The sequence below is a fragment of the Agrobacterium rosae genome (genome assembly GCF_002915175.1).
In the GTDB taxonomy this organism is placed as follows: domain Bacteria; phylum Pseudomonadota; class Alphaproteobacteria; order Rhizobiales; family Rhizobiaceae; genus Agrobacterium; species Agrobacterium rosae.
Map to the genome: position 1 here is coordinate 267,797 of NZ_NXEJ01000009.1, position 14,425 is coordinate 282,221.

Consider the following 14,425-nt stretch of genomic DNA (forward strand, 5'->3'; position numbering starts at 1 on the left):
ATAGCCTGCCCGAAGCCACGATAGAACGACGGCCGCTCAGCGGCGAAGACTAAAGCGGCAGACCGAACGGTCATCAACGGGATTGAGGAGGCGGGCGCAGACGTCCGCGAAAATACCATGGCAAGGCAAGAAGCTAACGAGCAGTTTCAGATCACGTCGTTTCTCGACGGCGCGAATGCGGCGTATATCGAGCAGCTCTATGCCCGGTACGAAGACGATCCGTCTTCCGTTTCTCCAGAGTGGCAAAGCTTCTTCAAGGGCCTTGCGGAAAATCCCGACGATGTAAAAAAGGCCGCTAAAGGCGCGTCCTGGAAGCGTTCCAACTGGCCGATTTCTGCCAATGGCGATCTGATTTCAGCGCTGGACGGCAACTGGGCAACGGTTGAAAAGGCCATCGAGAAAAAAGTTCAAGCCAAGGCTGACGCCAAGAGCGCTGAAACCGGCAAGCCAGTCAGCGAAGCTGAAGTTCTTCAGGCGAGCCGCGATAGCGTGCGCGCCATCATGATGATCCGTGCCTACCGTATGCGCGGCCACCTGCATGCCAAGCTTGACCCGCTGGGTATCGCCAGTGCCGTCGAAGATTACGATGAATTGTCGCCGAAGTCCTATGGCTTCGAAGAGAGCGATTACGACCGCAAGATTTTCATCGATAACGTTCTTGGTCTCGAATATGCGACTGTGCGTGAAATCGTGGAGATTCTGGAACGCACCTATTGTTCGACGCTGGGTGTCGAGTTCATGCACATGTCCAACCCGGATGAAAAGGCATGGATTCAGTCCCGCATCGAAGGCCCGGATAAAGGTTTCGACTTCACGCCTGAGGGCAAGAAGGCAATTCTTTCCAAGCTGGTTGAAGGCGAAGGCTACGAGCAGTTCCTCGACGTTCGTTTCAAGGGCACCAAGCGTTTCGGTCTGGATGGCAGTGAATCGCTCATTCCAGCGCTGGAGCAGATCATTAAGCGTGGTGGTCAGGAAGGCCTCGAAGAGGTCGTTTTGGGCATGGCCCACCGTGGTCGCCTCAATGTTCTGACCAACGTCATGGGCAAGCCACACCGCGCCGTGTTCCATGAGTTCAAGGGCGGCTCGTTCAAGCCTGATGATGTCGAAGGTTCTGGTGACGTGAAGTACCACCTCGGTGCATCTTCCGACCGTGAATTCGACGGTAACAAGGTTCACCTGTCGCTGACGGCCAACCCATCTCACCTTGAAATCGTCAACCCTGTCGTCATGGGCAAGGCTCGCGCCAAGCAGGATCAGTTGGCGAAGGTTTGGGAAGGTGACACCATTCCGCTGTCCGAACGCGCCAAGGTTCTGCCTTTGCTGCTGCACGGCGACGCTGCTTTTGCGGGTCAGGGCGTGGTTGCTGAAATTCTCGGCCTTTCCGGCCTGCGCGGTCACCGCGTTGCCGGCACCATGCACTTCATCATCAACAACCAGATCGGCTTTACGACGAATCCGGGCTTCTCGCGGTCGTCGCCATACCCGTCCGACGTTGCCAAGATGATCGAAGCTCCGATCTTCCACGTCAATGGTGATGATCCGGAAGCTGTTGTCTATGCAGCCAAGGTTGCCACCGAATACCGCATGAAGTTCCACAAGCCTGTTGTGGTGGACATGTTCTGCTACCGTCGCTTCGGCCATAACGAAGGCGATGAGCCATCCTTCACGCAGCCGAAGATGTACAAGGTTATCCGTGCGCACAAGACGGTTGCCAATATCTATGCCGAGCGTTTGATTGCCGAGGGCCTGATCACCGAAGGCGAATTCGAGAAGATGAAGGCCGATTGGCGCGCTCATCTCGAGCAGGAATTCGAAGCGGGTCAGTCCTACAAGCCAAACAAGGCCGACTGGCTGGATGGTCAGTGGTCTGGTCTGCGTGCTGCCGACAATGCCGATGAGCAGCGTCGTGGCAAGACCGGCGCTCCGATGAAGCAGCTCAAGGAAATCGGCCGCAAGCTGTCAACCATTCCGGAAGGCTTCAAGGCACACAAGACGATCCAGCGCTTCATGGAAAACCGTGCGCAGATGATCGAGACCGGCGAAGGTTTGGATTGGGCGATGGCGGAAGCCATGGCATTCGGCTCGCTCGTCGTTGACGGTCATAAGATCCGTCTGTCCGGTCAGGATTGCGAACGCGGCACATTCTCGCAGCGCCACTCGGTTCTTTACGATCAGGAGAGCGAAGAGCGCTACATTCCGCTGGCAAATCTTGCACCGACGCAGGCTCGCTATGAAGTCATCAACTCGATGCTGTCTGAAGAAGCCGTGCTTGGTTTCGAATACGGTTACTCGCTGGCTCGCCCGAATGCATTGACGCTTTGGGAAGCCCAGTTCGGTGACTTCGCCAACGGTGCGCAGGTCGTATTCGACCAGTTCATCTCGTCTGGTGAGCGCAAGTGGCTTCGGATGTCCGGTCTCGTCTGCCTTCTGCCGCATGGTTATGAAGGTCAGGGTCCGGAGCATTCGTCCGCTCGTCTGGAACGCTGGTTGCAGATGTGTGCCGAAGACAACATGCAGGTCGCCAACGTTACGACGCCTTCGAACTACTTCCACGTTCTGCGCCGTCAGGTTAAGCGCGATTTCCGCAAGCCGTTGATCCTGATGACACCGAAGTCTTTGCTGCGCCACAAGCGTGCAACGTCTTCGCTGACGGAGTTGGCCGGTGAATCGTCGTTCCACCGCCTGCTGTGGGACGATGCCGAGGTCATCAAGGACGGTCCAATCAAGCTGCAGAAGGATTCGAAGATCCGTCGCGTCGTGCTCTGCACGGGCAAGGTCTACTACGATCTTCTCGAAGAGCGCGAAAAGCGTGGCATCGACGACGTTTACCTGCTGCGCATCGAGCAACTCTATCCGTTCCCGGCCAAGGCACTCATCAACGAGCTGTCCCGCTTCCGCAACGCCGAGATGGTCTGGTGCCAGGAAGAGCCGAAGAACATGGGTGCGTGGTCGTTCATCGACCCTTATCTGGAATGGGTTCTGGCGCATATCGATGCCAAGTATCAGAAGGTCCGTTACACGGGCCGTCCAGCTGCTGCATCGCCCGCAACTGGCCTGATGTCCAAGCACCTCGCTCAGCTCGCAGCATTCCTGGAAGACGCGCTGGGAGAGTAGACCTCTCCCACACGCACCCTCGCACAACAGATATTTGATGAAACGGAACTAGATCATGGCCACTGAAATCCGCGTACCAACCCTCGGCGAGTCCGTCAGCGAAGCAACTGTCGGAACATGGTTCAAAAAGGTTGGCGATACCGTCAAGGCTGATGAGCCGTTGGTGGAACTGGAAACCGACAAGGTAACGGTTGAAGTTCCGGCACCAGCCTCCGGCGTGTTGACAGAAATCGTTGCCCAGAACGGCGAAACCGTTGGTCTCGACGCGCTGCTCGGCCAGATCGCAGAAGGTGCAGCAGGCGCGGCTCCATCCGCACCGGCTGCTGCACCTGCAAAGGCTCCTGAGCCTGCACCTGCTGCTGCCGCACCAGCCGCTGTTTCGGCTCCTGCCGCAAGCTCCATGCCTCCTGCACCTGCTGCTGGAAAGCTGCTGGCTGAAAACAATCTTTCTGCTGATCAGGTCGATGGTTCGGGCAAACGGGGACAGGTGCTGAAGGGCGATGTTCTGGCTGCTGTCACCAAGGGCGTTTCGGCTCCTGCGGCTACCCCAGCTGCTCCTGTCGCAGCACGCCCCGTTTCTGCTGAAGGTGATGCTGTCCGCGAAGAACGCGTGAAGATGACGCGCCTGCGCCAGACCATCGCGCGTCGCCTCAAGGATGCACAGAACACAGCTGCCATGCTGACCACCTATAACGAGGTGGACATGAAGGCCGTGATGGACCTGCGCACCAAGTACAAGGACGTGTTCGAGAAGAAGCATGGCGTCAAGCTCGGCTTCATGGGCTTCTTCACCAAGGCCATCACGCATGCGCTGAAGGAACTGCCTGCGGTCAACGCTGAAATCGACGGCACGGACATCATCTACAAGAACTATTGTCACGTCGGCATGGCTGTCGGCACCGACAAGGGTCTTGTCGTTCCGGTTATTCGCGATGCCGACCAGATGTCGATTGCCGAAGTCGAAAAGGAACTGGCACGTCTTGCCAAGTCTGCCCGTGATGGTTCGCTGTCCATGGCCGACATGCAGGGCGGCACCTTCACCATCACCAATGGTGGCGTATACGGCTCGCTGATGTCTTCGCCGATCCTGAATGCGCCGCAGTCGGGTATTCTGGGCATGCACAAGATCCAGGAGCGTCCGGTCGCTATCGGCGGTCAGGTCGTCATCCGTCCGATGATGTATCTCGCTCTGTCTTATGACCACCGCATCGTCGACGGCAAGGAAGCCGTAACCTTCCTGGTTCGCGTCAAGGAAAGCCTTGAGGATCCTGAGCGTCTGGTTCTCGATCTCTGATCGAACTTGCTTTTTTCATCAGCGGGGTTTCAACTGGAATCCCGCTGAAATTGTCTCAGGAGTTTGCTTGTGCAACCCACTTTCCTTGCCGCATCACCATTTCTGCCCCTGATCGGGGTGAGCGTCATCATTCTTATGGTGCATATCTCGCTGCAGGCTCTGACGGCGACGAAAGAGCTCGGCAGCGGCTGGAATGCCAGTCCGCGTGATGACGGCAAAAAAGTGCAGGGCAAACAGGCTGGTCGCGCAGAGCGCGCTTCATCAAACTTTTTGGAAACCTATCCTGCCTTCATCGCGCTGGCCTTCGGCGTCATCATGGCCGGTGACCCGATCGGGATTGCGCTGATTGGCGCCTGGATATGGATCGTCTGCCGCATCGTCTACATACCACTTTATCTCGCGGGCATCCCATATGTGCGGTCGCTGGTATGGATCGGTTCGATGGTAGGGCTGTTGCTCATGCTCTTCGTGTTGCTGTTCTAAAGGTTTAGGCTCATGCACCAATATGTGATCGAACTGGCGTCGCTGATGGCGATCTTCTTTTTCGCCATTGTTTCGCCCGGCGCTGATCTCGCCATGGTCATGCGTCAGGCCATGGTGCATGGACGCCGCCAGGCCATCATCACCAGCTTCGGCGTCGGAACGTCTTTGATGTTCCATGTGACCTATACGATCCTCGGTCTTGGGCTGATCATCTCGCAGTCCGTCTACCTCTTTAACATCGTCAAATGGCTCGGCGTCGCTTATCTCATCTATATCGGCATCAAGTCACTGCGTGCGGGCAAAACGGATATGACGGTGGTGGATGCACCAGAAAACGCTCCGCGCGCCAGCCAGCAATCGGCGCTCAAGGCATTCACACTCGGTTTTGCAGCCAATGCGTTGAACCCAAAACCGGTGTTTTTCTTTCTCTCGATCTTCTCGACGGTCGTCAGCGTCCATACGCCCATCCCCATCAAATTCGGATACGGACTGGTAATGGCAAGCTGCCTGATCATCTGGTTTGTCGGTGTCAGCATGTTCATGACGACGCCGCGCATGCGTGCCGCTTTCGGGCGCGCCAGCCAGTGGATCGACCGCACCAGCGGCGTGGTCTTCATCGCGCTCGGAATTAAACTCGCAACGGAAAAAGCGGCCTGAGATCAGGTCAAATCGGACAGGGCGGGCGGCAGTCCCGTCCGTAGTTAATCAGGAACAAGAACATGGCTTATGATGTAGTTGTTATCGGCACCGGACCCGGTGGTTACGTTTGCGCGGTCAAGGCAGCGCAACTTGGTTTGAAGGTTGCCGTTATCGAAAAGCGCGCGACCTATGGCGGTACGTGCCTCAATGTCGGCTGCATCCCCTCCAAGGCTTTGCTGCACGCATCGGAAGTTTTCGCGCATGTCGCCCACGGCGTTGATAGCCTTGGCATTGAGGTTGCTGCGCCAACGCTCAATCTTGAGAAGATGATGGGCCATAAGGACGGCGTGGTGAAGGCCAATGTCGATGGCGTTGCCTTCCTGTTCAAGAAGAACAAGATCGACACCTTTCAGGGTCTCGGCAAGGTCGTTGCAGCTGGCAAGGTTTCCGTCACCAACGATGCGGGCGAGGTTCAGGAAATCGAAGCCAAGAACATCGTCATCGCAACCGGCTCCGATATTGCAGGTATTCCAGGCGTGCAGGTCGATATCGATGAGCAGGTCATCGTATCCTCGACGGGCGGCATTGCTTTGACGAAGGTCCCTGAAAAGATGATCGTCGTTGGCGGCGGTGTTATCGGCCTCGAGCTCGGCTCGGTCTGGTCGCGTCTGGGTGCAAAGGTTACGGTTGTCGAGTATCTTGATAATATCCTCGCTGGCATGGATGGCGAGCTGTCCAAGCAGGCGCAGCGTCTGTTTGCCAAGCAGGGTATTGATTTCAAGCTCGGTGCGAAGGTCACCGCCGTCGAGAAATCTGGCGATGGCGCCAAGGTCGTGTTCGAACCGGTCAAGGGCGGCGCGGCTGAAACGCTGGACGCCAATATTGTGCTGATCTCAACAGGTCGCAAGCCTTACACCGAAGGTCTTGGTCTGGCGGAGGCAGGCGTCGTTCTGGACAGCCGTGGCCGCGTCGAAATCGACGGTCACTACAAGACAAACGTGGAAGGCATCTATGCCATCGGCGACGTGGTCAAGGGTCCTATGCTGGCGCACAAGGCTGAAGACGAAGGCGTTGCACTGGCGGAAATTCTCGCAGGTCAGCACGGCCACGTGAATTATGACGTCATTCCTGGCGTCGTCTACACCCAGCCGGAAGTCGCCTCCGTCGGCAAGACGGAAGAGGAATTGAAAGCCGCAGGCATTGCCTACAAGGTCGGCAAGTTCCCCTTCACGGCCAATGGCCGCGCGCGCGCCATGCAGGTTACCGACGGTTTCGTGAAAATCCTTGCCGACAAGGAGACAGATCGTGTTCTCGGCGGTCACATCCTCGGCTTTGGTGCCGGTGAATTGATTCAGGAAATTTCTGTCCTGATGGAGTTCAGCGGTTCGTCCGAAGACCTCGGTCGTACCTGCCATGCGCACCCGACAATGTCGGAAGCCGTCAAGGAAGCCGCACTCGCGACCTTCTTCAAGCCGATCCACATGTAATCGATAGACATTAAAAAGGCCGCATTCCCGTGGAATACGGCCTTTCTCTTGGGCGCTTTTCTTTGACGACGTTACGCGCGAATGGCGTGCAGGTACTGGAAGTGCCGGTCATATTGCAGCAGCACGTCCTGAATGAGTTCTTCCTTGGTGAAGCCCATCACGTCGTAATCCTGACCACCATCTGCCAGAAGCACTTCTGCACGATAGTAATATTCTGCTTTCTGGCGGCTCGATTGGCTTTCGAAGAAGCTATAGCCCGGCGTCTCATAACGACGCATGCGAATGCCATAGATGAATTCTTCGGCCTCTCCCGGCGTGACGGTGAGTTTAAGCCTGTCCGCTTCCTTATCCAGTTTCGAGGTCAAGCTGCGTTTCTCCAATTCCAGAGCAACCGCCTCCAGTGCTGGCGTTGCCGTTTCCTGAAGGAAGCGTTCCGTCTCAGCCTTGCCGGGATGGTTGAGAATGCCCTGCAATTGCCGCTGCCAGCTTGCCGATTGGCGTGGCCGCAGACTCTGGACCAATGCGTTTTGGCGCAGGCCTTCGCGTTGCAGCCCCTTCCACAGGCCCCAGCACATCAAAAGCATGACGAATGTGAAGGGCAGTGCGCCTGCAATCGAGGCGGTTTGAAGGGCATCCAGTCCACCCGTCGAGAGGAGAATGGCACCGATGACGCCGGAAACGATGGCCCAGAAAACGCGTCGCGCCGTCGGTCCATCTTCGCGTCCGCCCGATGTCAGTGTATCGATAACGAGGGCTGACGAATCTGCACCGGTGACGAAGAAGAACACGATGAGCGCCATGGCAAACCATGAAACGTAAACGCCAAGTGGGAACTGTTCGAGGAAAACAAAGAGCGCGAGCGTGACGTCATTAGCCACGGCCTCTGAGACGGCAGTCGTTGCGCCTGTCAAATGCATGGAAAGCGCGGTGTCGCCGAAGACTGTCATCCACGCGAAGCTGAAACCTGTGGGCACAAGCAACACGCCGGCAATGAACTCACGGATTGTTCGGCCACGCGAAATACGGGCGATGAACATGCCGACAAAGGGCGACCACGCGATCCACCATCCCCAATAAAACAATGTCCAGTCGCCCAGCCAGTCGGCTGGTCCCTGGTTGGGGGCGTAGGCATACATGTAGAATGTGCGCAGAACGAACTGGTCGAGATAGGCACCGAGGTTCTGCACGAATGCACGAAGCAGGAATGTCGTCGGTCCCATGACGAAAACGAACAGCATCAGGGCTACGGCCATCAGCATGTTCAGATTGGACAGAAACTTGATGCCCTTATCGAGCCCGGTTGCGACGGACACCGTTGCCATTCCTGTGATGACGACGATCAGCGGCAATTGTATCCAGAAACTGATCGGCCAGCCAAGGACGTGGTTGAAGCCCGCATTGACCTGAAGCACGCCCAGCCCAAGCGATGTGGCGACGCCGAAGAGTGTGCCGATGACCGCGAAGATATCGACAGCATTGCCGATGGGACCGTAGATGCGATCACCAATCAGCGGATAAAGCGCCGAACGCATTGTCAGCGGTAGGCCATGGCGGAACGAGAAATAGGCCAGCGACAGGCCGATGACGGCGTAAACCGCCCAGGCATGCAGGCCCCAATGGAAATAGCTGATCTCCATCGCGGTGCGGGCGGCCTCGATGGTAGCAGGGTCGCCGACGGGAGGTGCGGTAAAATGTTTGACCGGCTCAGCCACACCGAAAAAGACGAGACCGATGCCCATGCCGGCGGCAAACAACATGGAGAACCATGCACCATAGCTGTAATCCGGCTCCGAATGATTGGGGCCGAGCTTGATTTTGCCGTGGCTGGAAAAGCCCAGATAGAGCATAAACATGAGGAAAATTGCGACGGACAGCAAGTAAACCCAGCCGAGTTCGGCAACGATCCATGACTGCATGGAACTGAAAAAGGCAGCCGAGCCTTCAGGCGCTACCACGCCAGCAATCACAAATATCAGCGTCAGTGCAACGGACCATATGAATACCGGTTTGTTGACGCCCTCCGTCAGGCCCACACGTTTGCGGACCTCGGGCGTTTGCGGTTCGGTCATGGAAATCCCCTCTCCAGATACAAGTCGTAAACGGCGCTAGACAGCGCTGTGCTTGACGGAGGGAATGGTTTGCGCGCCAGATGGTTGCATGACGCGAGGCGGTTTTTTATTTAGAATATTCTAAATTTACAGTGGGTTAGGGGGCAAAGTTCGCCTTACTGAACGGCTGTGACGATAAAACCTTTAGCGCGCAAAAGTTCTATGACGCCAACGTCGCCCGGCAGATGCAGCGCACCGACGGCCATGAAGACGTTGCCCTGTCCCAGATGCGGCGCGGCACCATCCGCCATGACATGGTTTCGATCATCGATGATGCGCTGTTCGAAGGCTGCGTATCCATCCTGTGTCTGGCTGTCATCCTTGGCATCGATGTTTTTCATCATGGGCATGATGGTGCCGATATCGCCTGCGAGATAGAGATCGATCATCGTTGCCATCACATCGTCCATGCGGTCGCCCATCTGCAGCATTTCGATCAAGGACTGAATGTGGAAGGACATGGGCAGTTCGGAAATGGCGGTTAGCTGTTCCAGCAGCGTTTCAAGACCCACCAGTTGCTTGCCGTCGCGCACGGCATCATTGGCAAGCTGCATGTCCAGAAAGCTTGCGCCTTTTGCCTTGCGAGCAAATTCGCAAGCCGGAAGGGCGACGAAGCTCGACAATATCCAAGGCTTCATTTTTACCACAGCGTTCAGGGGAATACCGCGCTCCTTAAGGCCACTTTCCAGTTTTGCGACATCGTCTTTCGACAGCATGTCCGTAATGGATTTGCCGTCGAGAAACATCGTCAGTTCCGGCTTTGACAGCAGGGATGCGGACGCCTGTTTTTCGCTGGTGATTTCGTCGGATTCAACGATGACCGTCGCGGCCTTGGCAAATGCTTCCTTTGCCCCATTGGGCATTGCCAATACGCGAGGATCGGAAATATGCATGGTGCCGAGCAACCATGATGGCTCGACGCCTGCCTTTTCGATTTTCCAGAAAGCGCCTTTGCCGTTTGGTATTTTTTTGGCATCCGCAAGGATGGTGTCATAGCGCGCCGGATCGCTTTTCTGCATGTCGATCAGAAGATCGCTTCCCGCGCAGGTGATGGATTGCTCGGCTGCATTGGCCTGGCTCAGCGACAGCAGGGTCAAAGCCAGAACGGCAAGGGCCGTGACATGCAGGGAGGCGAGCAGCCACAACAGCGTGTCACCCAAACGGCCCATCAACAGCGATGTCAGGCTCTGCGGCCTGGAAAGAACGGTCATCGAATCACCCCGGTTTTCTGCCGTCGTTTATAGCGGCGGGGGTTGCATGGAGGGTTAATAGCTATAGTTAACAGACTGTTAGTGGTCGTTTCTTTTTAAACATGGATCGAAACACCGTTACTCTTTCGATCTTATGCGCTACGCACGCGGATGAGCGTTGTCGTAGATTTCGAGCAGTCTGGCGGTGTCCACTCCGGTGTAAATCTGCGTGGTGGACAGGCTGGCATGGCCGAGTAATTCCTGGATTGTGCGAAGATCGCCCCCACCCGCCAGCAGATGCGTGGCAAAGGAATGGCGCAGCGCATGCGGCGTGGCATTTTCCGGCAGACCGAATGCGCCGCGCAATTTCTGCATTTCGCGCTGGATGATGGCGGGCTGAAGTTTAGCACCACGCGCACCGACAAAAAGCGGCTCGTCCGTGGGCAGATGATAAGGGCAGAGTGCGCGATAGGCATCGACCGCTTCCAGAACGACGGGAAGCAGCGGGACGATGCGCATCTTGTTGCCTTTTCCGGTGACCCGCAGACTGCGTGTGCCGCTGGTCAAGTCGGCGGGCCTCAGGCCTAGGGCCTCGGAGATACGCAGACCACACCCATAAAGCAGGGCCAGCACGGCGGCATCGCGTGCTGCGATCCACGGTTCTTCGGAAAGCTGTGCTTCTTTTGTGGTTATTGTCAGGGCCTGCCGGTCCGTGAGCGGCTTTGGTAGGGATTTCGGCTGTTTGGGCGAGCGCATGGCCGTGGCACCGGCGGCATTGACCAGCCCCTTTTTCTCCAGATACCGCAGGAAAGATCGAAGACCGGCCAGATGCCGGCCCAATGAGCGGGCACCGGCACCCTCTTTTCTGCGTGACGCCAGAAAGGCGCGCAGATCGACGGCACGCAGATTGCTGACATCGCTGATGCGCGTCGGATGCCCGAGATATCCTGTCATGAACATTAGAAACTGGCGGGTATCGCGTTCATAGGCTTCGACCGTGTTGTCCGACAGACGACGCTCACCATCCAGTGCGCCAAGCCATGACTGGCGTTCGCTCAGAAGGTCCGGATCGGCAAAGGTCAGAATTTCATCCACGTCGCGTCTTCCTTATATCTGGATGGACACTAGAGAACTGCCGTCAGTATTTGGTTAAAATGCGGGTGACAGGGCGCGACGTGTTCCGCTAAAGGTTCCCTTTTCGTTTGGCAAAGGGCATGGTCGCCGACATCATGGCAAAAGATTCGACCGATCTGTTTGGAGCGCTGTTTGGCGATCAACAGCCGACACACGGTGCGCCTGTGACGTCGGTGCCTGTTCTGGTGCCGATGCCAGCGCCGGGGCCATACAGCTATTCAGTTCCAAACGACATGGTGGTGGAGCCGGGGTCCATCGTGCAGGTTCCCTTGGGTCCGCGACAGGTCATCGGTGTCGTCTGGGATAAGACGGATGGTGCCTCTGTCGATCCGAAGAAGCTGCGACCGATCACGAAAAAATTCGATTGCCCGCCGATGCGCGATGAAATGCGCCGTTTCATCGATTGGGTGGCCACCTACACATTGTCGCCTCCGGGGCTGGTGGCGCGCATGGCGTTGCGAGCACCCGCCGCGTTCGACCCTGAACCGATGATCGAAGGTTTGCGGTTGACGGAAGCGCGTCCGGAACGGCTGACGCCTGCGCGCGGGCGTGTCATCGAGTTGGCCGGTGAGGGACATGCCTGGACCAAAAGCGGTCTCGCCAATGCCGCCGGCGTATCGACCAGTGTCATCGACGGTTTGGCCAAGCAGGGCATTTTCGAAACCGTTTTCCTGCCCGCCCCGCCTGTCGTGGCAGAGCCCGATCCTGATTATACCGAGCCCCGCCTCGAAGGGCCGCAAAAGCAGGCGGCGTCAGAGATTCTGGAAGACGTCGAGAAGGGTGGTTTTGCGGTTTCGCTGATCGACGGCGTCACCGGGTCCGGCAAGACCGAGGTCTATTTCGAGGCGGTGGCCGAAACCTTGCGACAGGGCAAACAGGTGCTGATCCTGTTGCCGGAAATCGCGCTGACGGCGTCGTTTCTGGATCGCTTTCAGGACCGCTTCGGCTCGAAACCGGCTGAATGGCATTCCGATCTGTCACCGCGCATGCGCGAGAAAGTCTGGCGGCAAACTGTGACGGGTGAGGTGCGGGTGGTTGCCGGTGCGCGCTCTGCGCTGTTTCTGCCTTTCGATAATCTTGGCCTGATCATCGTTGATGAAGAGCATGACCCTGCCTATAAGCAGGAAGACCGCGTCTATTATAATGCCCGTGACATGGCGGTTGTTCGGGCGCGAATCGCTGACTTTCCGGTCGTGCTTGTGTCTGCCACGCCATCGGTGGAAAGTCAGGTCAACGGCACGTCGGGTCGCTACAACACCATTCATCTTCACACGCGGTTTGGCGATGCGGCAATGCCGGACCTGCATCTGGTCGATATGCGTCGTCACCCCCCAGAGAGGGGCGGCTTTCTGTCGCCGGTGCTTCTGCGCGGCATCGCCAAAACCATCGAGAAGGGCGAACAGTCGCTGCTTTTCCTGAACCGGCGCGGCTATGCACCGCTGACGCTATGCCGGGTGTGCGGCCATCGCTTCCAGTGCCCGCAATGTTCCAGCTGGTTGGTGGAACACCGTTTTCGCAGCCAATTGCAGTGCCATCAATGCGGCTACAATCAGCCGACGCCTGATCACTGCCCGGAATGCGGCACATTCGATCATCTGGCGGCCTGCGGTCCCGGCGTGGAGCGTATTGCCGAGGAGGTCGAGAAACATTTTCCCGAGGCGCGGACGATCGTGCTGTCTTCCGACCTGATGGGTGTCAAACGCTTGCGGCTGGAATTAGAGGCCATCGTCAAAGGCGAGGCGGATATCGTGATCGGCACGCAGCTTGTCGCCAAGGGTCATAACTTTCCGCTGATGACACTCGTCGGTATCGTCGACGCGGATCTGGGGCTGGCGAATGGTGACCCACGCGCGGCGGAACGCACATTCCAGCTTTTGTCACAGGTCACGGGCCGTGCAGGCCGAACCGGCCTGAAGAGCCATGGCCTGTTGCAAACCTATCAGCCGCAACATCCCGTCATGCAGGCCATTGTTTCAGGCGACGCTGCCGCATTTTACGAACGCGAAGTGATCGAGCGGGAAAAGGCATTACTGCCGCCATTCGGTCGTTTGGCCTCTCTCATCGTCTCAGCCGATACGCGAGCGGAAGCCGAGACCCATGCACGTGGTCTGCGCGCATCCGCACCGCAGGCTTCAGGCATCATGCTTCTGGGGCCAGCGGAGGCGCCGCTGGCACTTATCCGCGGGCGGTATCGTTTCCGGCTGCTTGTCCACGGCAAGCGGAACTCCGACATGCAAGGTTTCATGCGTGCCATGCTGACTGGCGGACCGAAAGAGCGTGGATCGGTGCATGTGCAGGTGGATATAGACCCACAAAGTTTTCTTTGAGCTTCTTTCGATGTGCGATCTGCCATGGCATAAGGCGGCAGGGGATCACTGATTTGGGGACTATCATGGAGTTTTATTTTCCGACCGAATTCGGCGAGCAAATGGCTTTTGTCGCTGCGGCCGTGTCTGCGATCATCGGGCTTTTCGTCATGTTTGCACCGGGGGTAACGTTCCGCCTGTTCGGTTTGCAATTCATGACGGATCGACGCGACGGGCTGGTGCTTCTACGCTCGTCTCTCGGCGGCTTTTATCTCGGCTTTGGCGCAACAGCGCTGCTTTTGGCGCAGCCCATGGTCTATCTTGCGTTCGGCGCTTCTTTTGCGCTTGCCGTGTTCGGTGCCATTCTCTCTATCCTGTCGGATGGTGGAGCAACGGTGCGAAATTGCCTACTCCTGGTTGTTCATTCCGTCTTGGCTGCATTGCCGCTGATGTACGTCTTCGGGTTGTTCTAAAAACGATTTTGCGTCGATAATGATGTCATTGCGGGTCACAACTGCGTAATTTGAAAAAATTAACGTTCCAGCTCTGGCTCAAAAGACACTTTCCGTTACCACGCGTGTTGCGAGTCCCGGCTTCCTATGCTAGACGGACCGCGAAATCGATAAAAGGCAGGGGGGAATTCCGGTCTTTTTCGGGGAAATTGAAACGA

10 protein-coding genes are annotated in these 14,425 nt (G+C 57.1%); 7 read left to right on the plus strand and 3 right to left on the minus strand.

The window, feature by feature from the left end:
- The first annotated feature begins 117 nt into the window (after positions 1-117).
- The 5 genes from CPJ18_RS21060 to lpdA all read left to right on the plus strand — a co-directional run bounded on the left by CPJ18_RS21060 (position 118) and on the right by lpdA (position 7,017).
- Positions 118-3,114: a 2-oxoglutarate dehydrogenase E1 component gene (locus tag CPJ18_RS21060; RefSeq protein ID WP_103659881.1), complete on the plus strand. Its 2,997-nt coding sequence runs from the start codon at positions 118-120 to the stop codon at positions 3,112-3,114.
- Positions 3,115-3,169: 55 nt separating this feature from the next.
- Positions 3,170-4,408, plus strand: a complete 1,239-nt coding sequence (gene odhB / locus CPJ18_RS21065) for a 2-oxoglutarate dehydrogenase complex dihydrolipoyllysine-residue succinyltransferase (protein ID WP_103659882.1) — start codon at positions 3,170-3,172, stop codon at positions 4,406-4,408.
- A 69-nt stretch (positions 4,409-4,477) separates the two neighbouring features.
- Positions 4,478-4,891, plus strand: a complete 414-nt coding sequence (locus CPJ18_RS21070; RefSeq protein ID WP_103587357.1) for an MAPEG family protein — start codon at positions 4,478-4,480, stop codon at positions 4,889-4,891.
- A gap of 12 nt (positions 4,892-4,903) precedes the next feature.
- The gene (locus CPJ18_RS21075) at positions 4,904-5,548 is read left to right on the plus strand and encodes a LysE family translocator (protein WP_103659883.1); all 645 of its coding nucleotides are present in this window, start codon (positions 4,904-4,906) and stop codon (positions 5,546-5,548) included.
- A 62-nt stretch (positions 5,549-5,610) separates the two neighbouring features.
- A complete protein-coding gene (lpdA, locus tag CPJ18_RS21080) occupies positions 5,611-7,017 on the plus strand; it encodes a dihydrolipoyl dehydrogenase (RefSeq protein WP_103659884.1) in 1,407 nt (468 codons plus the stop codon).
- A gap of 71 nt (positions 7,018-7,088) precedes the next feature.
- Here the strand turns inward: lpdA and CPJ18_RS21085 are convergent, their stop codons facing one another.
- The 3 genes from CPJ18_RS21085 to CPJ18_RS21095 all read right to left on the minus strand — a co-directional run bounded on the left by CPJ18_RS21085 (position 7,089) and on the right by CPJ18_RS21095 (position 11,410).
- The gene (locus CPJ18_RS21085; RefSeq protein ID WP_103659885.1) at positions 7,089-9,086 is read right to left on the minus strand and encodes a BCCT family transporter; all 1,998 of its coding nucleotides are present in this window, start codon (positions 9,084-9,086) and stop codon (positions 7,089-7,091) included.
- Positions 9,087-9,241: 155 nt separating this feature from the next.
- The gene (locus CPJ18_RS21090) at positions 9,242-10,336 is read right to left on the minus strand and encodes a TraB/GumN family protein (RefSeq protein WP_103659886.1); all 1,095 of its coding nucleotides are present in this window, start codon (positions 10,334-10,336) and stop codon (positions 9,242-9,244) included.
- 138 nt (positions 10,337-10,474) lie between these two features.
- Positions 10,475-11,410 (minus strand): tyrosine recombinase XerC, encoded by a 936-nt coding sequence (locus CPJ18_RS21095; RefSeq protein ID WP_103659887.1) that lies wholly within the window; start codon positions 11,408-11,410, stop codon positions 10,475-10,477.
- 134 nt (positions 11,411-11,544) lie between these two features.
- Between CPJ18_RS21095 and CPJ18_RS21100 the strand changes: the two genes are divergently transcribed.
- Both CPJ18_RS21100 and CPJ18_RS21105 read left to right on the plus strand, forming a co-directional pair.
- Entirely contained in the window at positions 11,545-13,776 is a 2,232-nt protein-coding gene (locus CPJ18_RS21100) for a primosomal protein N' (protein WP_103659959.1), read from the plus strand.
- Positions 13,777-13,841: 65 nt separating this feature from the next.
- A complete protein-coding gene (locus CPJ18_RS21105) occupies positions 13,842-14,228 on the plus strand; it encodes an AGROH133_08824 family phage infection protein (RefSeq protein WP_077121252.1) in 387 nt (128 codons plus the stop codon).
- The last annotated feature ends 197 nt before the right edge of the window (positions 14,229-14,425 follow it).

What these genes read in the sequence shown, in the direction of transcription:
- CPJ18_RS21060 (WP_103659881.1), top strand. Translation starts at nt 118, where the DNA reads ATGGCAAGGCAAGAAGCTAACGAGCAGTTTCAGATCACGTCGTTTCTC.
- odhB (WP_103659882.1), top strand. Translation starts at nt 3,170, where the DNA reads ATGGCCACTGAAATCCGCGTACCAACCCTCGGCGAGTCCGTCAGCGAA.
- CPJ18_RS21075 (WP_103659883.1), top strand. Translation starts at nt 4,904, where the DNA reads ATGCACCAATATGTGATCGAACTGGCGTCGCTGATGGCGATCTTCTTT.
- lpdA (WP_103659884.1), top strand. Translation starts at nt 5,611, where the DNA reads ATGGCTTATGATGTAGTTGTTATCGGCACCGGACCCGGTGGTTACGTT.
- CPJ18_RS21085 (WP_103659885.1), bottom strand. Translation starts at nt 9,086, where the DNA reads ATGACCGAACCGCAAACGCCCGAGGTCCGCAAACGTGTGGGCCTGACG.
- CPJ18_RS21090 (WP_103659886.1), bottom strand. Translation starts at nt 10,336, where the DNA reads ATGACCGTTCTTTCCAGGCCGCAGAGCCTGACATCGCTGTTGATGGGC.
- CPJ18_RS21100 (WP_103659959.1), top strand. Translation starts at nt 11,545, where the DNA reads ATGGCAAAAGATTCGACCGATCTGTTTGGAGCGCTGTTTGGCGATCAA.
- CPJ18_RS21105 (WP_077121252.1), top strand. Translation starts at nt 13,842, where the DNA reads ATGGAGTTTTATTTTCCGACCGAATTCGGCGAGCAAATGGCTTTTGTC.